The organism is Rodentibacter trehalosifermentans (genome assembly GCF_002000545.1).
In the GTDB taxonomy this organism is placed as follows: domain Bacteria; phylum Pseudomonadota; class Gammaproteobacteria; order Enterobacterales; family Pasteurellaceae; genus Rodentibacter; species Rodentibacter trehalosifermentans.
Genome location: NZ_MLHL01000015.1, coordinates 141601 through 161378 on the forward strand (window position 1 = coordinate 141601; position 19778 = coordinate 161378).

Annotated in this window: 22 protein-coding genes; 16 read left to right on the top strand and 6 right to left on the bottom strand. The window is 40.2% G+C overall.

Features of this window, described 5'->3' with window-relative positions; genetic code table 11:
- Positions 1-51: 51 nt before the first annotated feature.
- Positions 52-1299, bottom strand: coding sequence for an NADP-dependent isocitrate dehydrogenase (icd, locus tag BKK52_RS03580; RefSeq protein WP_077419835.1), 1248 nt, complete (start codon positions 1297-1299; stop codon positions 52-54).
- Between the two features lie 374 nt (positions 1300-1673).
- Positions 1674-1937: a GrxA family glutaredoxin gene (locus BKK52_RS03585; RefSeq protein ID WP_077419836.1), complete on the bottom strand. Its 264-nt coding sequence runs from the start codon at positions 1935-1937 to the stop codon at positions 1674-1676.
- Between the two features lie 123 nt (positions 1938-2060).
- Here BKK52_RS03585 and BKK52_RS03590 point away from each other — a divergent pair, with 123 nt between their 5' ends.
- Entirely contained in the window at positions 2061-2963 is a 903-nt protein-coding gene (locus BKK52_RS03590) for a RimK family alpha-L-glutamate ligase (protein ID WP_077419837.1), read from the top strand.
- 19 nt (positions 2964-2982) lie between these two features.
- Here the strand turns inward: BKK52_RS03590 and BKK52_RS03595 are convergent, their stop codons facing one another.
- Together BKK52_RS03595 and fumC are read right to left on the bottom strand one after the other, a co-directional pair.
- A complete protein-coding gene (locus BKK52_RS03595) occupies positions 2983-3585 on the bottom strand; it encodes a chalcone isomerase family protein (RefSeq protein ID WP_077473606.1) in 603 nt (200 codons plus the stop codon).
- A gap of 108 nt (positions 3586-3693) precedes the next feature.
- Positions 3694-5088 carry a class II fumarate hydratase gene (gene fumC / locus BKK52_RS03600; protein WP_077477929.1) on the bottom strand — a complete coding sequence of 465 codons (1395 nt, stop codon included), beginning with the start codon at positions 5086-5088 and terminating at the stop codon, positions 3694-3696.
- Between the two features lie 239 nt (positions 5089-5327).
- Between fumC and BKK52_RS03605 the strand changes: the two genes are divergently transcribed.
- The 8 genes from BKK52_RS03605 to BKK52_RS03630 all read left to right on the top strand — a co-directional run bounded on the left by BKK52_RS03605 (position 5328) and on the right by BKK52_RS03630 (position 11562).
- Complete coding sequence (locus tag BKK52_RS03605; RefSeq protein WP_077419876.1) at positions 5328-5759, top strand: DNA polymerase III subunit chi; 432 nt, start codon at positions 5328-5330, stop codon at positions 5757-5759.
- A gap of 28 nt (positions 5760-5787) precedes the next feature.
- Positions 5788-6318, top strand: a complete 531-nt coding sequence (locus tag BKK52_RS03610; protein ID WP_077419840.1) for a hypothetical protein — start codon at positions 5788-5790, stop codon at positions 6316-6318.
- 12 nt (positions 6319-6330) lie between these two features.
- Positions 6331-6501 carry a hypothetical protein gene (locus BKK52_RS13635; protein ID WP_165688446.1) on the top strand — a complete coding sequence of 57 codons (171 nt, stop codon included), beginning with the start codon at positions 6331-6333 and terminating at the stop codon, positions 6499-6501.
- Entirely contained in the window at positions 6488-7087 is a 600-nt protein-coding gene (locus BKK52_RS03615; protein WP_077419841.1) for an ATPase, read from the top strand. The genes BKK52_RS13635 and BKK52_RS03615 overlap by 14 nt, the downstream gene beginning before the upstream one ends.
- 64 nt (positions 7088-7151) lie before the next feature.
- Positions 7152-7301 (top strand): hypothetical protein, encoded by a 150-nt coding sequence (locus BKK52_RS13500; protein ID WP_158076036.1) that lies wholly within the window; start codon positions 7152-7154, stop codon positions 7299-7301.
- 220 nt (positions 7302-7521) lie between these two features.
- Positions 7522-7815, top strand: coding sequence for a hypothetical protein (locus BKK52_RS03620; protein WP_077419842.1), 294 nt, complete (start codon positions 7522-7524; stop codon positions 7813-7815).
- A 21-nt stretch (positions 7816-7836) separates the two neighbouring features.
- Positions 7837-10701 (top strand): valine--tRNA ligase, encoded by a 2865-nt coding sequence (locus tag BKK52_RS03625; protein ID WP_077477931.1) that lies wholly within the window; start codon positions 7837-7839, stop codon positions 10699-10701.
- Between the two features lie 459 nt (positions 10702-11160).
- Positions 11161-11562 carry an SRA domain-containing endonuclease gene (locus tag BKK52_RS03630; protein ID WP_244160213.1) on the top strand — a complete coding sequence of 134 codons (402 nt, stop codon included), beginning with the start codon at positions 11161-11163 and terminating at the stop codon, positions 11560-11562.
- Between the two features lie 150 nt (positions 11563-11712).
- On the opposite strand, the gene BKK52_RS03635 is transcribed toward BKK52_RS03630, so the two are convergent.
- Positions 11713-12588 (bottom strand): D-alanyl-D-alanine carboxypeptidase family protein, encoded by an 876-nt coding sequence (locus tag BKK52_RS03635; protein ID WP_077477933.1) that lies wholly within the window; start codon positions 12586-12588, stop codon positions 11713-11715.
- 212 nt (positions 12589-12800) lie between these two features.
- Here BKK52_RS03635 and rlmN point away from each other — a divergent pair, with 212 nt between their 5' ends.
- The 7 genes from rlmN (at position 12801) to BKK52_RS03670 (ending at position 19086) form a co-directional block, all read left to right on the top strand.
- Positions 12801-13949: a dual-specificity RNA methyltransferase RlmN gene (rlmN, locus tag BKK52_RS03640; RefSeq protein WP_077477935.1), complete on the top strand. Its 1149-nt coding sequence runs from the start codon at positions 12801-12803 to the stop codon at positions 13947-13949.
- A 21-nt stretch (positions 13950-13970) separates the two neighbouring features.
- Positions 13971-14516: a type IV pilus biogenesis/stability protein PilW gene (gene pilW, locus BKK52_RS03645; protein ID WP_077477937.1), complete on the top strand. Its 546-nt coding sequence runs from the start codon at positions 13971-13973 to the stop codon at positions 14514-14516.
- A gap of 69 nt (positions 14517-14585) precedes the next feature.
- Entirely contained in the window at positions 14586-15587 is a 1002-nt protein-coding gene (locus BKK52_RS03650) for a RodZ domain-containing protein (RefSeq protein WP_077477939.1), read from the top strand.
- A gap of 2 nt (positions 15588-15589) precedes the next feature.
- A complete protein-coding gene (gene ispG, locus BKK52_RS03655) occupies positions 15590-16696 on the top strand; it encodes a flavodoxin-dependent (E)-4-hydroxy-3-methylbut-2-enyl-diphosphate synthase (RefSeq protein ID WP_077414837.1) in 1107 nt (368 codons plus the stop codon).
- A gap of 9 nt (positions 16697-16705) precedes the next feature.
- Positions 16706-17977, top strand: a complete 1272-nt coding sequence (gene hisS, locus BKK52_RS03660) for a histidine--tRNA ligase (protein ID WP_077477941.1) — start codon at positions 16706-16708, stop codon at positions 17975-17977.
- 18 nt (positions 17978-17995) lie between these two features.
- Positions 17996-18610 carry a YfgM family protein gene (locus BKK52_RS03665; RefSeq protein WP_077477943.1) on the top strand — a complete coding sequence of 205 codons (615 nt, stop codon included), beginning with the start codon at positions 17996-17998 and terminating at the stop codon, positions 18608-18610.
- An 89-nt stretch (positions 18611-18699) separates the two neighbouring features.
- Positions 18700-19086 carry a methyltransferase family protein gene (locus tag BKK52_RS03670; RefSeq protein ID WP_077414831.1) on the top strand — a complete coding sequence of 129 codons (387 nt, stop codon included), beginning with the start codon at positions 18700-18702 and terminating at the stop codon, positions 19084-19086.
- A gap of 42 nt (positions 19087-19128) precedes the next feature.
- On the opposite strand, the gene sodA is transcribed toward BKK52_RS03670, so the two are convergent.
- On the bottom strand, positions 19129-19773 hold the full coding sequence (gene sodA / locus BKK52_RS03675; RefSeq protein WP_077419851.1) for a superoxide dismutase [Mn]: 645 nt from the start codon (positions 19771-19773) through the stop codon (positions 19129-19131).
- Positions 19774-19778: the final 5 nt, after the last annotated feature.

The following is a 19778-nucleotide window of genomic DNA, read 5'->3' on the forward strand; positions in this document are numbered from 1 at the left end:
TAAAGATTCAGCAAATTTATTATGGAAAAAATAATAAAAAATTGATTATTTTTACATATTACTCACAATGTCTTGGGCAAACTCTGCGGTAGAACGCAATTTCGCATTCTCTAAAGTTTCGGCTAAATCCAAGGTTACGGTTTTATTCGCAATGGTTTTCGCTACGGCTTTGACGACTAAATCTGCTGCTTCCGTCCAACCTAGATGACGCAACATCATTTCGCCACTTAAAATAATTGAGCTTGGGTTAGCCTTATTTTGCCCTGCAATTTTGGGTGCTGTACCATGAGTGGCTTCGAAAATCGCTGCTTCTACGCCAATATTGGCACCAGGTGAAATACCGATACCGCCAACTTGAGCAGCCAGTGCATCAGAGATATAGTCTCCGTTCAGATTTAAGGTTGCAATCACATCGTAATCTTTAGGGTGTAACAGCACCTCCTGTAAAAATGCATCAGCAATACAATCTTTTATGATAATTTCCCGTCCGGTTTTCGGGTTTTTCAGTTTGTGCCAAGGACCGTTATCAATTATTTCAGCACCAAATTCTTGTGCGACTTGATACCCCCATTCTTTAAATGCTCCCTCGGTAAATTTCATAATATTGCCTTTATGCACCAAAGTGAGTGAACGACGATCATTATCAATCACATATTGTAATGCCGAACGAACTAAGCGTTGCGTACCCTCTTTCGATACCGGTTTAATGCCAATGCCGCATTGTTCTGTGAAACGAATTTTTTTCACTCCCATTTCATTATGTAAAAATGCAATGACTTTATTCGCTTCTGCCGAGCCTGCTTGCCATTCCACACCGGCATAAATATCTTCCGAATTTTCACGGAAAATAACCATATCAACGAATTCCGGGTGCTTCACTGGGCTTGGTGTACCATCATAATAACGAACTGGACGCAAACAGCTATACAAATCTAATTCTTGTCGCATAGCGACATTTAATGAACGAATGCCTCCGCCCACCGGTGTCATCAACGGACCTTTAATCGCAACGTGATATTGCTTAATGGCATTTAATGTTTCCTTTGGCAACCAAGTATTCTCACCATAAATTTGATTGGCTTTTTCTCCGGCATAAATTTCTAACCAGTCAATTTTACGCGTTTTACCATAAGCTTTTGATACCGCAGCATCAATGACTAAACGCATTGCAGGTGTCACATCTACACCGATGCCATCGCCTTCAATAAATGGAATAATTGGATGATTGGATACATTGAGGGAGCCGTCTTGATTGAGTGTAATGGCTTGACCATTAACGGTAGCTACGTTGTATTGCATAATGTCACCTCATAGATTTGAGTTAGAGATTTATTGAGGATAAATTTTCCTCAACTAAGGCTAAGTATAATCCTTATACATATTAAATAACAATATCTTTACAAAAATATAACTCATTCTAAATAACTTTTAGTTTTATATATTTAGAATATGAAAGATAGATTTAATGCTGATGCGTTTCTAAATCAAAGGGAAACTTTATGATATTGCCTGTTCTTTCAAGTGAAAATAGAAAGGCTAAGTCCTGTATAGTACAGAACTTAGCCTTCAAATGAAGTGAAGTCAAACTTTTTTTGAAGTGTAGATCAATTTTAGGTTTTAAACACTTCAAAAATTGACCGCACTTTTACGAATATTTAAATATGATTAGTTAATTACGCCACTCCAGCAAATTGTTCTTTCATTAATGCTTCAAAATCAGTACAACCGCCAACAGGCTTTTTATCAATGAAGATTTGTGGAACGGTTTGAACGGGTTTTCCGACTAATTGGGATAAATCCTCTTTTGTCATGCCTTCCTCGTTGATATCCACATAACGGTAATCAAAATCGGCTATCTCGCTTTTTAATTCTTCAGCAAGGTTTTTAGCGCGGACACAAAAAGGGCAACCGGCACGGCCAAATATTTCAACAAACATAAATTTCTCCTGATAATGTTAACGCTGTGTGATTCTACTCTTTTTTTGTTTGTTCATAAACCGTTTTTCAGGATCGTGCCGATTGGTATAATGCATTGCGCTTTTTTAGTTTGGAATTTTTCTATGAAATTATTAATGCTTTGTCGTGAACCCCGTTTATATAGTTGCCAACGTTTAAAAGAGGCCGCAACACAATGTGAGCATGAAATGGATATTTTGGATCCGAATCGTTGTCTTTTAAAACTCACGGAAAATGCACCGCACTTTGAACTTTATTATCAGCCAAAGGACGGAGAGGCTTATCTTTTACCTGATTATGATGCGGTGTTACCGCGTTTTGGTACGTTAAGTACCAAAATGGGGTGTGCGGTATTACGCCATTTTCAAGCAAAAGGAGTTTATTGTTTGAATCAAGGAGAGGCATTTTTAATGGCGCGTGATAAATGGCAAAGTTTACAAATTTTGCGAAAAGAGGGGATTAGCGTGCCGAATAGTCAGTTATTTGGGGTGGAAGTCGCCCCTAAAACAGCACTTCAAAAAATGGATTTCCCCTTGATTATCAAAACCCTAAAGGGTTCTCAAGGCATTGGCGTGATGTTGGCGGAAAAACCACAAAGTGCAGTGAGTATTTTGGAAACCTTGACTCAAGCCAATGTGCCGGTGATGTTGCAGGATTTTGTTAAGGAAGCTGCAGGTGTAGATATTCGCTGTTTTGTGATTGGCAATAACGTGGTGGCAAGTATGCAGCGTATTGGGCAAGAAGGGGAGTTTCGGGCGAATTTTCATCGTGGAGGCCGTGCACAACCCATTTTTTTAACCGAGGAAGAAAAACAGTTAGCGGTGAAGGCAACAAAAGCGTTGGGGCTTGCCGTTTCTGGGGTGGATCTTATCCGTGCTAAAAGCGGTTTATTGGTATTAGAAGTCAATGCCAGCCCGGGGCTGGAAATGATTGAAAAAACCAGTGGTGTGGATATTGCATTACAGATGATTTTATATTTAGAGAAAATGGTGCAACTGCAACAATAAAAAGGCGAACGCCGCCTTTTTATCCGTTTAAATTATTTTGCGGATCGTAGTTTGGTGGTAATTCAGGCATCGCATTTTCTTCATCAAAGGGGTCGCTTGCAGGCTGATATCGAAACTCTTGATGATCTTGCGTGTCTTTTTCCTTTCCTAATAATTTCGGCTGCAATTTCACAAAGCTACTTTTTGGCGAAAGCCAAATATCAATAAATGCCCGAGTGAATTTGGCATCAAATTCATGATTTAAAACCGTATCGTTAGCAATAAAATAACCTTTATTTTCTAATGCCACGAAATTTAAAAGATCATTGGGTGAAAAATCAGGGAAAATTTCCTGCATTTTTTTCAACCAAGCGGTTGTATCATCTGTGCTGAGTTGCTGGGCTTCCATTTCTTTGATGAGGGTGATGGCGAAGTTTTTGCCTTCAATGGGTTTTTCATATTTGATAGAAAACATCAATGGGTATTGGTTTGCTTGGTATGAACCGGTTTCAGAAAAAAGCCCAACACTATATACATGGAAAGGCCCCCAAGTATATTCAGCATGACCGACAGGCTGCCAATGGGCAGAAAGTGCGGTTGAAAATAAAGCTAAAATTGTGACGAAAAGCGATTTCATTTTCATAGTCTTCTTTCACGGTTCGATTAGGTGCGGATTATAGCAAAAACGCCTGAAACTAAAAATAAAAGGCGAGTGAATTACCCGCCTTTGACCGTTATTTTATGGGGAAGTTTATTTTAAACTGCCGACCATATCTTCAGGGCGTACCCATTTATCGAAATCTTCTGGGGAAACCAAGCCAAGATTAATGGCTTCTTCGCGTAAAGTGGTGCCGTTTTTATGGGCGGTTTTCGCAATTTTCGCCGCATTTTCATAACCGATATGGGTATTTAGTGCGGTGACCAACATCAATGAATTTTCAAGCTGCTGTTTAATGCGTGGATAATTCGGTTCAATGCCGACAGCACAATGTTCATCAAAGGAGACGCAAGCATCACCTAATAATTGTGCCGATTGCAAGAAGTTGGCAATCATTACCGGGTTAAACACGTTTAATTGGAAATGACCTTGTGAGCCCACAAAGGCAATGGTGGTGTCGTTACCAAAGACTTGTGCACAAACCATTGTCATGGCTTCACATTGGGTTGGGTTCACTTTACCCGGCATAATGGAAGAGCCCGGTTCATTTTCGGGGATTAAAATTTCACCGATACCGGAACGTGGGCCGGAGGCCAATAAACGAATGTCATTGGCAATTTTGAATAAACTCATGGCAAGTTGGCGTAATGCACCGTGAGTTTCCAGAATTGCATCGTGTGCGGCGAGCGCCTCAAATTTATTGTCTGCGGTGACAAATGGTAGACCGGTAAATTTGGCAATGTAGTCTGCTACTTTGACATCATAGCCTTTCGGCGTGTTTAATCCGGTTCCCACCGCCGTGCCGCCAAGGGCTAATTGGCTTAAATGAGGCAGGGTATTTTTTAATGCACGCAAGCCGAAATCTAATTGTGTGGCATAGGCAGAAAACTCTTGCCCTAAAGTTAAGGGAGTGGCATCCATTAAATGGGTGCGACCAATTTTCACCACATCTTTGAACGCCTCAGATTTTGCTGCGAAAGTTTTTTGTAAACGTTCAACACAAGGGATGGTGTGTTCCACCACTTTTTTATAGGCGGCAATGTGCATTGCCGTTGGGAAAGTATCATTAGAAGATTGGGATTTATTCACATCATCGTTTGGGTGAATGACGGATTTTTCCCCTAATTTTCCGCCATTTAACACATGGGCACGATTGGCGATGACTTCATTTACATTCATATTCGATTGTGTGCCTGAGCCGGTTTGCCAAATGACAAGCGGAAATTGATCATCTAGCTTGTTTGCCAAAATTTCATCGCAGGCTTGGGCGATCAAATCTCTTTTTTCTGCGGTCAATACACCGAGATCATGGTTGGCAAAGGCAGCGGCTTTTTTCAAATAACCAAAGGCTTCGATAATTTCAGCCGGCATTGAGGCTTCAGGCCCAATTTTAAAGTTATTGCGTGAGCGTTCAGTCTGTGCAGCCCAATATTTATCGGCAGGAACCTGAACTTCACCCATGGTGTCTTTTTCAATGCGAAATGCCATTATGATACTCCTATTCAATAAGATGAAACTAAAAAAACGGCTCAATTTTAACACTTCAGAGGTATGAATGGAATGTAACAAAAAGACGAAAAATCACTTTTGTGATTTAGATCATAAAAAAGTGCGGTCGGTTTTAATTGCTGTTTTTTCATTGGCTTAAGGCATGATTTAACCATTTATTTTTTCCCTATTTTTCGGTAGAATTTCCCAGTTTACAGCTGAGTAAAATTGAGATGAAAATGGTAAAAAATGCGCAGTTTTACATTTTAACAGAGCAAACCCCGTTGAGTGTTGAACAGCTTGCGTGCAATTTGGCGGCTTCCGCTTGGCGATTAGGTAAACGGGTTCTGATTGCTTGTGAAACGGAGCAGCAAGCCTTAGATATTGATGAGGCACTTTGGCAACGGGAAGTCGAAGAATTTGTCCCCCATAATTTATCGGGGGAAGCCACCCAATATCCCACGCCGATTGAAATTTCCTGGAAAGGAAAACGCAATGCACAGCAACGGGATCTGCTCATTAATTTGCAACAAACCGTGCCGGAATTTAGCCATAGTTTCACTCAATTGATTGATTTTGTACCGGTGGAAGAAACGCCAAAAGCACAAGCGCGGGAACGTTATAAACAACTGCGTATGCAAGGCTGGCAATTATCCACCGAAAATGCATAACTTTAAAATAAAACCTTATGGAGTCAATATGAAATCGACAATGAAATTTGCTTTATCGCTTTTAATGGGCTGCAGTGTTTTAACCTTAACGGCTTGTGATAACCAAGAGGCAAAAACACCTGAAAAAATGACCGCACTTTCCGAAAATAAGGCTGAGCCAATGCCGGAAAAAGTGATACTTCCTGAGCCGACAAAGGATGAAACGGTTTCCGCCGCCTCTCAAAACGAGGATGTGAAAACTGCCATTGAAAAGACAGAGAACAACAGTAAAGAGAACATAGAAAGTGCGGTTGAAAAATCAAATATTTCTCCAAATCTTAAGGAAAATGTCACAGCGGGAAAATCCGAACGTCCTTCGGCAAAAATGCGCAAAAAAACAGAAAATCGTTATTTAAAAGAGCAAAAAGCCTTATTGAAAGTGCTTGAATCCCAATACCAACAAATTCGTTGCACCGCCGAAGCCGCAACATTAGGCGAAAATAGTTTCTGCCGCCAAGAAGAACGCCGTTTGTTATCCGAAATTAAACGTGTGAAAGGTGAGATTCGGTTGAATCAATAAAGGAGTGGTGGAATGACAAAGGAAGAAATTTTAGAAAAGCAGCGCCAGTTGCATATTGTTTTCAAAGCCTGGATGGAAGATAAGAAAAAGCGTGAAGTGCTAACATTTATGCGACCAAATGGCAATATTGTTGAACATTATCCAGACGGTACGGAAAAAATAATCAAATATGCGACAAAATAATTTGGCTATTTTTTACTGCGGTACAAATGGTTCGGGAAAAACAACATTGCGAGGGTTTAATAAAGATTCTGTGCAAATTGTGATTGACTCTGATCATATTGCAATGGAAATTAATCCTGAAAATCCTCGTTTAGCGGATATTGAAGCCGGTAGGAAAGCGGTTGAATTATTTAGATTTGCCATAAAAAATCAAATTTCTTTTTCAATGGAATCGACACTTTCGGGAAAATCCATTTTAAATCGAATGAAACAAGCTAAAGGAAAAGGCTTTTATGTTCGGTTAAATTATATTGGAGTCAATGATCCTGATATTAACGTAAAACGTGTAAAAGCAAGAGTACAAGAAGGCGGTCATTTTATTGATGAACAAACAATCCGCCATCGTTTTGAAATTAGTCGAAAAAACTTAATTACCGCACTTTCATTTTGTGATGAGGCGTTCATTTATGATAACTCTGCTGAAGCTCCCGAAGTTATTTTTCATATTCAAAATCAGCAGATTACTCAAATTGCTGATGAGTTGGTGGGGTGGTGTAGAATGTTGTTAGATGAGCTTTTATTGTTAGGGGCTAAAATTAGTAATTGAAAATATAGAGCAGTAAGGCAATTTACGATTATTATTAGAAAGCCAATAAAGGAATATATTTGATATGAAAACACCAAATAATAAAAATAAAACTTTAAAACAAAAAGTTGAAGAAAATGTAATTCTTTATATATTAGGATTTTGTGTTACAACGGCTATTATAGTTGGTTCTGCAACCTTTGCTTTTACGAAAGTTATAATTTCTGATAAGTAAGAATGATGCTTTAGAGCAAAAAATAAATTTATATGAAAAGAAAGAAGACGAATTAACCCATAATTTAAACTCTCTTAAGAAAGAATTTGATTTAAAAACTCAAGAAAACGATAGCTTAAAAAGTAAATTAACGCAATATGATGATATTGATAATAGAATAAATATTCTCTTAGAGCGATCTAAGAAATCAAGTGAGAAAATAACAAAATTAGAAAATGATTTGAAGATTAAAGAAAGAGAACTGGCAAATTTAAGTCAGATTAGAAAAGAAAATGAAGAAATCATCAAGAAGAATAATGATCTAGTAAATAGAAATCGTTATTTATCATCTGAACTTAACAAGCTTGCTAATATAAATAAAGAAATTAAAAAACTAGAAGTTAAAGAAGAAAAATATAGAGAATGCCACTCTTGGATATTGCCCAAACCAAAGGAGCTAGTTGAACAGTGTAAACATGATTTAAAATACGTTCAAGACGAATTATCAAAGCTTAGACAAAAACTACCATATTAAGTCCAATAAAAAGAGAAAACAATGACACAAAACCTCCAAATGGCAGACCGTTTTAATCCGTCTGCGGTAGAACAAACCCTTTATCAACACTGGGAAGAGAAAGGGTATTTTAAACCGAGTGAAAATCCGAATGTGCCGAGTTATTGTATTGCCATTCCGCCGCCGAATGTGACGGGGAGTTTGCATATGGGGCATGCCTTCCAGCAAACCTTGATGGATACGCTGATTCGTTTTCATCGTATGGAAGGACATAACACCCTATGGCAAGCGGGCACAGACCACGCAGGCATTGCAACGCAGATGGTGGTCGAGCGTAAAATTGCGGCGGAAGAGGGCAAAACCCGCCATGATTACGGGCGTGAAGCCTTTATCAACAAAATTTGGGATTGGAAAGCCTATTCAGGCGGTACGATTAGCCAACAAATGCGCCGTTTGGGGAACTCAATCGACTGGGATCGTGAGCGTTTCACCATGGACGAGGGTTTGTCCAATGCCGTAAAAGAAGTGTTTGTTCGATTACACGAAGAAGGCTTGATTTATCGTGGTAAACGCTTGGTAAATTGGGATCCTAAATTGCACACAGCGATTTCTGATCTTGAAGTGGAAAACAAAGAAAGCAAAGGATCACTTTGGCATTTCCGTTATCCACTCACCAATGGTGTAAAAACAGCGGATGGTAAAGATTATTTGGTGGTGGCGACCACCCGTCCTGAAACCATGTTGGGCGATACGGCGGTGGCAGTTCATCCGGAAGATGAACGTTACCAATCATTAATTGGTAAAACCGTGATGCTTCCACTCGCTAACCGTGAAATTCCGATTGTAGCAGATGAGTATGTGGATCGTGAATTTGGTACCGGTGTGGTAAAAATCACCCCTGCCCACGATTTTAACGACTATGAAGTGGGGAAACGTCATAATTTACCGTTGGTGAATGTGTTGACGCTCAATGCGGATATTCGTGATGAAGCGGAAGTCATTGGCTATAACAATAAACCTTTGGAAAATTACACCGCACTTATCCCTGAAGATTACCGTGGTTTAGAGCGTTTTGTAGCCCGTAAGAAAATCGTTGCGGATTTTGAGGCAATGGGGCTGTTGGAAGAAATTAAACCGCACGATCTCAAAGTGCCTTATGGCGACCGTGGCGGTGTGCCGATTGAGCCAATGCTGACAGATCAATGGTATGTGAGTGTTAAACCGCTAGCTGAAGTGGCAACGAAAGCGGTGGAAGACGGTGAAATCCAATTTGTACCGAAACAGTATGAAAACCTGTATTTCTCTTGGATGCGGGATATCCAAGACTGGTGTATTTCACGCCAACTTTGGTGGGGTCATCGTATTCCGGCATGGTATGACGCAGCGGGCAATATCTACGTTGCACGCAACGAGCAAGAGGTTCGCACAAAATACAACTTACCTGCGGATTTAGCCTTAAAACAAGATGAAGATGTATTGGATACGTGGTTTTCCTCCGGTTTGTGGACATTCTCTACACTGGGTTGGCCGGAACAAACTAAAGAATTGAAAATGTTCCACCCGACGGATGTATTAATCACCGGATTTGACATCATTTTCTTCTGGGTGGCGCGCATGATTATGTTCACCATGCACTTCATCAAAGATGAAAATGGCAAACCGCAAGTACCGTTCAAAACCGTTTACGTTACGGGCTTGATCCGTGATGAACAAGGGCAGAAAATGTCGAAATCGAAAGGTAATGTACTTGACCCGATTGATATGATTGACGGTATCAGCCTTGAAGATTTACTGGAAAAACGCACAGGCAATATGATGCAACCGCAATTAGCGGAAAAAATTGCCAAAGCCACCCGTAAAGAATTTGCCGAAGGCATTGCGGCACATGGTACGGATGCGTTGCGTTTCACCCTTGCGGCGCTTGCCAGCAATGGTCGTGATATTAACTGGGATATGAAACGCCTTGAGGGTTATCGTAATTTCTGTAATAAACTGTGGAATGCCAGCCGTTTTGTATTAACCAATGAAAAATTGGATTTAAGCGAAGGGGAAATTGAGTTTTCCGTGGCGGATCGTTGGATTGAATCTTGTTTTAACCGCACCGTGGGTGATTTCCGTGAAGCATTAAGCCAGTATCGTTTTGATTTAGCCGCCAATGCGATTTACGAATTTACCTGGAACCAATTCTGTGACTGGTATTTAGAATTAACCAAACCGGTATTTGCAAACGGTACGCCGGCACAAATTCGTGCGGCAAGCCAAACCCTGGTGCGTGTGTTAGAGCAATTATTGCGTTTAGCACACCCATTGATTCCGTTTATCACGGAAGAAATTTGGCAAAAAGTGAAAGGTTTTGTCGGCATTGAAGCGGATAGCATTATGTTGCAACCATTCCCAACGGTGGATGAAAATGCCTTTGATGATGAAGCCGAGCGTGAAATCGATTGGTTAAAAGAAGTGATTGTGGCAGTACGTAATATTCGGGCAGAATGTAATATCGCACCAAGTAAAGGATTAGATTTATTGTTCCGTAATATTGATGTGACAGAACAAAAAATTCTTGAAAAACAAACCGCACTTTTATGCGCCATGGCGAAACTTGATGATTCACGGGTGTTGGCTGAAGGGGAAAATGCGCCGCTAGCCGTGGCAAAACTTGTAGGTAATACGGAACTTCTTGTGCCAATGGCAGGTTTTATCAACAAAGAAACCGAGCTTGCCCGTTTAACCAAAGAGATCGAAAAATATCAAAACGAAGTTAAACGCATTGAAAGCAAACTCGGCAACGAAGCCTTTGTTGCCAAAGCTCCGGAAGCGGTGATTGCCAAAGAACGTGAGAAAATGGCTGAATATCAGTCAGGATTAGAAAAAATCCGTGAGCAATATAAAGCCATAGAAACGTTGTAATTCGCATATTATAAAAAGCAGGCATTTTTGCCTGCTTTATTTTTAAGAAATCTATGAAAATAGTTGATGTAGCTTTTAAATGAAAAAAGATATTTTAATTACGGAAAAAATTTCAGAAAATCCTATTTTTCAGGTGGGGATTTCCAACTAGAAAATTAGAATAAAATAGTATGGTGGGTTTTATAAGTGAATAAAAAAAGAACTCAATATTTTATCTAAATAAATTTACCTTTTTAGAGGTTATTCATTCTTACCTAAACAATCTCAATTCGATTAACTAACTTTTATTGTTATATTTTTTCTGATAGACTGAATTTATCATATCATATCATATCATATCATACCATATCATACCATATCATACCATATAAAAATATGAGCCGGATAAACTATAATTAGTTATTAACTTATTTCAGAAGAAAAATTCTATTACAATGAAAATTATTGAGGATTTTACAAATGATGAAATTAAAAATTAATACAATTTTAACAAATCAAGAACTAATGGACATTTTCAAATGTGCGAATAGTGGTGGAATGCGTCGTTCACATAGAACCAATTCTTTAGTGATTATTTTTGATCACACTAAACATCTTTATGATGATTGCTGGAAAGATGGAATACTACATTACACAGGAATGGGGAAAAATGGAGATCAAAGTCTTGATTTTCAGCAAAATAAAACATTAGCTGCATCAAGAACAAATGGTGTTGAAGTCCATCTTTTTGAAGTATTTAAGCACAAAGAATACACTTATATGGGACAGGTCTATTTAGTGGGTGAACCTTATCAAGCAAAACAAAAAGGCGAAGATAAGCTTGACAGAAATGTTTGGGTTTTTCCATTGAAGAAAAAATAGTTTTTAATGTTTGTCAGACTATAGTATAAAAGAGTAGTTAATATTAGAAACATAAACATATTTTTTATTTAGTATGTCATACTATAGCCTTATCAGAATAACTAGTTAGCCCATAGAAGAGCTAATTTTTTTGAAGTAGATCATTCAAGGTTATTTGGAAAGTTGTTCAATAAGATTAGAAAGCCCTTCCTCATCGTAACCTTCCTCATATTGGGCCTCTTCTTTGGTAAAGTTATGCAAGCGATGACCTGCTGTACAACCGTATGCTTCGAGTTTGGCTTTGGTGAAATTGGTTCTAAATTGCGAGCTACTGTTATTTAAACTAATCACACCAATGGTAGAATTTCGACAAGGATGCTTATTAATAAAAACCAAGTTATAGCCTGATTCACGGATATAGCCGGTTTTATTAATGCTTGCGTCAAACACGTTTTCCCGCACTAGTTTATTGGTATTTTTCACAAAGACACTGCGCCCACCCGCTTGAATATAAGCACTTGACATATTTGAGAACGCTTTAATTTGGGGTTTATTCATTGAATATTTCGCCAATTTCACCAAGTCCATGGCACTTGAAATATTGCTATTCGATAAGCCGGAGCTGTCAGCGAAACGGGTAGAACGCATTCCTAACTGTTTTGCCTTTTCATTCATTTTCTGAATAAATTGAAGTCGGCTCATTCCGGCAGAACGTGCAAGGGCATGCGCCGCTTGGTTATCCGAATGAACGAGCATTGCCTTAAGTAATTCATTGCATGAAATCGGTGTGTATTTCGGTAATTTCGTGTGTGTGCCTTTAATGTAATCATCGTCATCATTGGTAATTGAGGTGGTGCAACGAGGATTTTTATTATGTTCTAAAAACACATTTGCGGTCATTAATTTTGTTACGGAGGCAATGGGTTGAACATGGTTGGGGCTGCGGCTTTCCAGCACCTTATTGCGTGTAAAATCATAGACCACATAAGATTGTGCCACGGCAAAGGTAGGAATAAAACAGAAAACAGAAAAAAGTTTTTTTAACATTGCAGATCCCGAAAAATAAAACAGGCGAATATTCTAGCGCACTTTTCTGCAAAGTATTGTTTATTTTTGTGATTCGGATCGTAAAAGGTGCGGTTAAAAATCGCTTTATTTTTTGAAATTTGCTAGCTTATCCCTTAGCAAATCGGTAAAATCGCCGCCTATTTTATACTAGGCTTTTGTTGTGGTGAGTTACCGCAATTTTTATTGCCATAATGTGTAACAACGAGGCTTTCATGTTAGAACAAACGAAAAAAATTAATTTAATGGATTTAACACGCAAACAGATGCGTGAATTTTTTCAGGAACTGGGCGAAAAACCTTTCCGAGCAGATCAATTGGTGAAATGGATCTATCATTTTGGCGAAGATAACTTCGACAATATGACGAATATTAATAAGAAATTGCGAGAAAAGCTAAAATCCGTGGCTGAAATTAAAGCGCCGGACGTAGCAGTAGAGCAACGCTCTGCCGATGGAACGATTAAATGGGCGATGCAAGTGGGGGAGCAACAGGTGGAAACCGTGTATATTCCGGAAGCAGATCGAGCCACCCTTTGTGTGTCTTCTCAGGTGGGCTGTGCCTTGGCCTGTACCTTTTGTTCTACGGCGCAACAAGGGTTTAACCGTAATTTGACGGTGTCTGAAATTATCGGGCAAGTATGGCGGGCTTCAAAAATTCTTGGTAATTTTGGGATGACGGGGGTTCGCCCTATTACTAATGTAGTGATGATGGGCATGGGGGAGCCGCTATTAAATGTTGCCAATGTGGTGCCGGCAATGGAAATTATGTTAGATGATTTTGCTTATGGTTTATCTAAACGTCGGGTGACCCTTTCTACCTCAGGGGTCGTGCCGGCATTGGATAATTTAAGTAAAATGATTGATGTGGCATTAGCTATTTCTTTACATGCCCCAAATGATGAATTGCGTGATGAAATTGTCCCCATTAATAAAAAATACAACATTAAAATGCTGATTGATTCGGTCAATCGTTACCTGAGCGTATCCAATGCCAATCACGGCAAAGTGACGATTGAATATGTCATGCTGGATCATGTTAATGATGGGGTGGAACATGCTCATCAGCTTGCGGAAGTATTGAAAAACACCCCTTGTAAATTAAATTTAATTCCGTGGAATCCGTTCCCGCAAGCACCTTATGCGAAAAGTTCCAATAGTCGTATTGATCGTTTTCAAAAAACACTGATGGAATATGGTTTTACAGTGATTGTACGCAAAACCCGTGGCGATGATATTGATGCGGCTTGCGGACAACTTGCCGGTGAAGTGATTGACCGAACAAAACGTACGGCAATGAAACGCCAATTTGGGCAAAATATCGGCATAACTCAAGTTCATTAACGCTTTATTATTGGAGGAAAAATGAAATTTTTGTCTATACCGATCCTAAGTGCGGTCATTTTTCCTCTTGTTTTTTCGGCTTGTGTTTCTCATCCGCTTTCTTCCAATTTTAATCAGCAACAGGCCGCAAAAGCCCGTGTTGAGTTGGCACTAGGTTATTTACAGCAGAATAATTTTCCTCTCGCTAAACAAAACCTGGATAAAGCCTTAACCCATGATCCCAATTATTACTTGGTGTATTCTGCCATGGCACATTTTTACCAATTACAAGGGGAAGTGGAGGCTGCTCGAAAAGCTTATCTTCAAGCGATAAAATTAGATGATAAACAAGGGGATACCCATAATAATTTTGGTACGTTTTTATGTGCTCAAGGCGAATTTCAACAAGCTTATGAAGAATTTGAACGTGCCTTGCATTCACCCCATTATTATCGCCAAGCCGATACCTATGAAAATATGGCACTTTGTGCAAAGGCTTCCAATCAAATGTCTATTTACCAACAAGCGTTGGATAGGTTGCGACAGCTGGATACGGTGCGGGCGGAAAAACTGGATCTGATCAAATAAAACATTGCCAAATTGCGCTTTCGACTTTAAAATTCAGCTTTTGATTATGTTTCAAAAACGAATAAATTTATGAATACACAAGCTGAAAAAACGGAAATGCAAGCTGAACAATTCGTTTCTTTGGGGGCGCGATTTCGCCAAGCCCGTGAAGCGTTAAACCTTTCTCTTGAAGATGTTTCCAAGGAAATTACTTTGCGTCCGGCAATATTGATGCAAATTGAAAATAATGAATTTATTCAAAAGAATGTTCCAGCGACTTTTATGAGAGGGTATGTGCGTAGTTATGGAAAATTTTTGCGTTTACCTGAAAGCCTTTGGTCTGATCTTTCTTTTGGTGAAGATGAAAAAAATGATTTAGATAAAAATGCACGGGCTACCCGCTCTGTGAATCAGTATGCTTCTCATAGCCGTTGGGTGGGTTATTTAACCGCATTAGTGCTTCTCATCGCATTAAGTATGACGGGATTATGGTGGTGGCAGAGTTATCAGCAATCGAATGAAGAACGTGATACGCTGGTGCAAAATTATGTTTCAAATACTGAAGCTACTGAATCGACAACCAATGTGGCTCAACCTGTGGAAATTTCAACAACTCAATCTAATCTACCCGAGATACCATCAGCAAGTTCGGTTGAGATTATTTCTAATAGTGGTATCCCTTCAGAAGCAACTAATATGGGCTCAACCAACACGGCATTGTTGTTTCCGGCTCAGCAAAATGATCCTCCTTTACCTAAATCCATGACTTCTGCCGAGAATGAAGTGGCGATTCCTGATACACAAAGTGCGGTTGAAAATCCAACTATTTCTCCGGCATCTCCTAGCGTACAAGGTGATTTGATTGTGGAAGTGCTAAAAAATAGTAGCTGGTTGAGTGTGAAAGATCAAAATCGTAAAGTCCTTGTCCAAAAAGAATATAAAGAAGGTGAAGTGCTCACCTTTGACGGTAATGAATTTTCTTTAATTGTGGGGGCTCCTGCCAATGTACGCATTACCTACAAAGGTGAAAATTATCCATTAAAAGTAGATGGACGTGTGGCAAAATTCAAACTTTCACAACCTAAGGAATAATCATGTCTGCTTTTCAACCGACAATTAAGCGTCGTGAATCGACCAAAATTTATGTAGGCAATGTCCCAATTGGTGGTGATGCGCCTATTGCTGTGCAGTCTATGACCAATACACGCACCACTGATGTGGAGGCAACGGTGGCGCAAATTAAGTCCCTCGAGCGTGTGGGGGCAGATATTGTACGGGTTTCTGTGCCAACAATGGAGGCCGCAGAAGCCTTTAAGATGATTAAACAACAAGTGGATGTGCCTCTGGTGGCAGATATTCATTTTGATTATCGTATTGCCTTAAAAGTGGCGGAATATGGGGTAGATTGCTTACGGATTAATCCCGGTAATATTGGGCGTGAGGATCGTATTCGTGCCGTTGTTGATTGTGCCCGTGATAAAAATATTCCTATCCGTATCGGTGTGAATGCCGGTTCTTTAGAAAGAGATCTGCAAGAGAAATACGGTGAACCTACACCAGAAGCCTTGTTGGAATCGGCATTACGTCATGTTGAAATTTTAGATCGTCTTAACTTTAATCAATTTAAAGTGAGCGTGAAAGCCTCCGATGTTTTTTTAGCTGTAGAGGCCTATCGTTTACTGGCAAAGGCCATTAAACAGCCTCTGCATTTAGGGATTACCGAGGCCGGTGGGGTGAGAGCCGGTGCGGTGAAATCAGCGATTGGTTTAGGTATGCTACTGGCTGAGGGCATTGGCGATACGCTGAGAGTGTCCCTTGCGGCAGATCCCGTAGAAGAAATTAAAGTGGGGTTTGATATTCTCAAATCCTTACGAATTCGTTCCCGTGGCATTAATTTCATTGCTTGCCCAACCTGTTCCCGCCAAGAATTTGATGTGATTGGTACGGTCAATGCCTTGGAACAACGCCTTGAGGATATTATCACCCCAATGGACGTGTCCATTATCGGTTGTGTGGTCAATGGGCCGGGTGAGGCATTAGTGTCTGATCTTGGGGTGACCGGTGGTAACAAAAAAAGTGGTTACTATGTGGATGGCGAGCGCCAAAAAGAGCGCTTTGATAACGAAGATATTATTAATCAATTAGAAGCAAAAATCCGAGCGAAAGTCGCATTACAGGACCCGAAAAATCGTATTATTTAAGGAAAACTCGTGGCAAAAACAATTCAAGCAATTCGTGGAATGAACGATTGTTCTCCAACAGAATCGCCATTATGGCAATGGGTAGAAACGCAGGTGCGTGAAGTATTAAATAGCTATGGCTATTCGGAAGTGCGTATGCCGATTGTAGAAAGCACCCCATTATTTGCTCGTGCTATTGGTGAAGTAACCGATGTGGTCTCAAAAGAAATGTACACGTTTTGGGATAATGATGAGCAACTTACTTTACGCCCGGAAGGCACAGCAGGCTGTGTGCGTGCAGCGATTGAGCACGGCTGGATCTATAATAATGAACAACGTTTATGGTATATGGGGCCGATGTTCCGCCATGAGCGTCCGCAAAAAGGGCGTTATCGTCAATTTCATCAAGCTGGCGTGGAAGTTTTTGGCATTGCCAATCCGGAAATTGATGCGGAATTAATTATTCTAACCGCCCGTCTTTGGAAGAAATTAGGCATCGATCAACATGTTTCTCTTCAACTTAACTCCATTGGTTCATTAGAAGCGAGAGCTAATTATCGTTCTGCCTTGGTCGCTTTCTTGGAACAACACCAAGCATTAATGAGTGAAGAAGAAAAGGAACGCTTAATCAAAAATCCGCTTCGTATTTTGGATACGAAAAATCAAGCATTACAACAAGTATTAGATGATGCGCCGAAATTGCTTGATTATTTAGATGACGAGAGCCGTGAGCATTTTGCTCAATTGTGTGCTTTGCTGGATTCTGTCGGTATTGCGTATGAGATTAACCCGAAACTGGTGCGTGGGTTAGATTACTATAATAAAACCGTATTTGAATGGGTAACCTCTGCATTAGGTGCACAAGGTACGGTGTGCGGAGGCGGTCGCTATGACGGTTTGGTCGAACAACTTGGCGGACATGCCGCCCCGGGTGTTGGGTTTGCAATGGGGTTAGAACGTTTGGTCTTGCTTGTCCAAGAAGTCAATGCCTCCATTCCAGTGAAAAATGCGGTGGATATTTACCTTGTTTATCAAGGGGAAGGTACGGCTTTGAGCGCGTTCCAACTTGCTGAAAAAATTCGTTCGGCATTACCACAGTTAGGCACAATGTTGCACTGCTCAGGCGGAAACTTTAAAAAACAATTCCGACGTGCGGATAAATCCGGTGCAACCTTAGCCTTGGTGATTGGTGAAAGCGAAATGCTTAATAACCAAGTGGTCGTGAAACATTTACAGGGTGGTGTTGAACAGCAAACCCTTGATATCGAAAAAGTCATTGATTATATTCAATCTCAATTTTAGTTGATAAAGGAAAAGAATATGGCGTATTCCATTGAAGAAGAACAAGAGATTAACCAGTTAAAGGAATGGTGGAAAGAAAATGGTAAAAGCATTATTGTGGCTTTTATTTTAGGTGTAGGTGGCGTGTTGGGCTGGCGTTATTGGCAATCTCATCAAGCTAATCAAATTGTTGAGGCTTCAGCAGGCTATGAGGCGTTGGTTTACGCTGTTGAACAAGATCCTGCTACGCAAAAAGCAAAATTAACGGATTTTGTTCAAGCGAACAGTAAAACCAGCTATGCCGTCTTTACTTTATTTGATGAAGCAAAAAATGCCGTTGAGAAACAAGATTTCGCCTCTGCCGAAGTCGCATTAAAACAGGCCTTAGCACAATCTCAAGACGATATTCTCACATCACTTGCCGCATTGCGTTTAAGTGCGGTGCAATTTCAATTAGGGCAGTTAGACTCGGCATTATCCAATCTTAATCAAGTAAAAAGTAGCAGTTTTGCTGCACGAAAAGCGCTTTTAACCGGCGATATTCAGCTTGCAAAAGGGGATAGTCAGGTCGCTAAAATCAGTTTTGAACAAGCACTTCAATTGGGTAGCCCATTGGAACAACAGGCTGCACAAATGAAGCTGAATAATCTTTAATCGGAAACGCTCGTAAGAGCGTTTTATTTTATATGCGATCCCTCTTTCCACTTCCTCCACCACTGCTTTGCTTTTTTGTTGGTGTAGTAATGTATTTGTTACCCTCAATGGGACAATATCCCACATTTCCTTATCTTATTAGTGGCTTCATTTTATTGTCTGCTTGTATTGGGATGCTCAGCCTTTGGCAATTTCATCAGCATAAAACCACCATTGATCCTCAGCGATTGGATAAAAGCACCCATTTGGTGACCTCCGGTATTTTTAGGGTAAGCCGTAACCCAATGTATTTGAGTTTGTTACTGCTCTTAATGGCTTGGGCATTGTATTTAGGGCATTTCTTGGCTTGGAGTGGCGTGGTGGCTTTTATTTTGTTAATGAATCGTTTTCAAATTGCTCGGGAAGAAATTTATTTGGAAAGAAAGTTTGGTGAGGCTTATCGTCAATATCAAGCGAAGGTGAGGCGTTGGCTGTAAAAATGCGGTCAAATTTGACCGCACTTTTGTTCTGCTATCTTGTTATTTTGCACACTGGCAATCCGTCTTTTTTTCAAAACGTTCTGCCACATAATCCCAGTTCACGACATTCCAAAATTCTTTAATGTAATCCGGACGGCGGTTTTGGAATTTTAGGTAATAGGCGTGTTCCCAAACATCTAAACCTAATAGTGGGAAGCCTTCACAACCTGCCACCTCTTTACCCATTAATGGGTTGTCTTGGTTTGCTGTTGAAACAACGGCTAATTTACCCTCAGCGGTTAACACCAACCATGCCCAGCCTGAACCAAAACGGGTCGCCGCTGCTTTTTCAAATTCCGCTTGGAAAGCTTCAACAGAGCCAAAATCACGAATGATTGCCTCTTTTAATGCACCCTGTAAGGTCGTGCCTTTTTTCAAGGATTTCCAAAAGAGGCTATGGTTTGCGTGACCACCGGCATTATTGCGTAATACGCCACGTTTTTCAGCCGGAAGTTTATCAAGACGAGCAATTAATTGACCCGGGCACATTTCAACAAATTCAGCGCCTAAGCCTTCTAATGCAGCATTCGCATTATTGACATAAGCTTGGTGGTGTTTGCTGTGGTGGATTTCCATGGTTTGTGCATCGAAATGCGGTTCTAATGCGTTATAAGCGTAGCCTAATTCAGGTAAGGTGTAAGCCATAATTC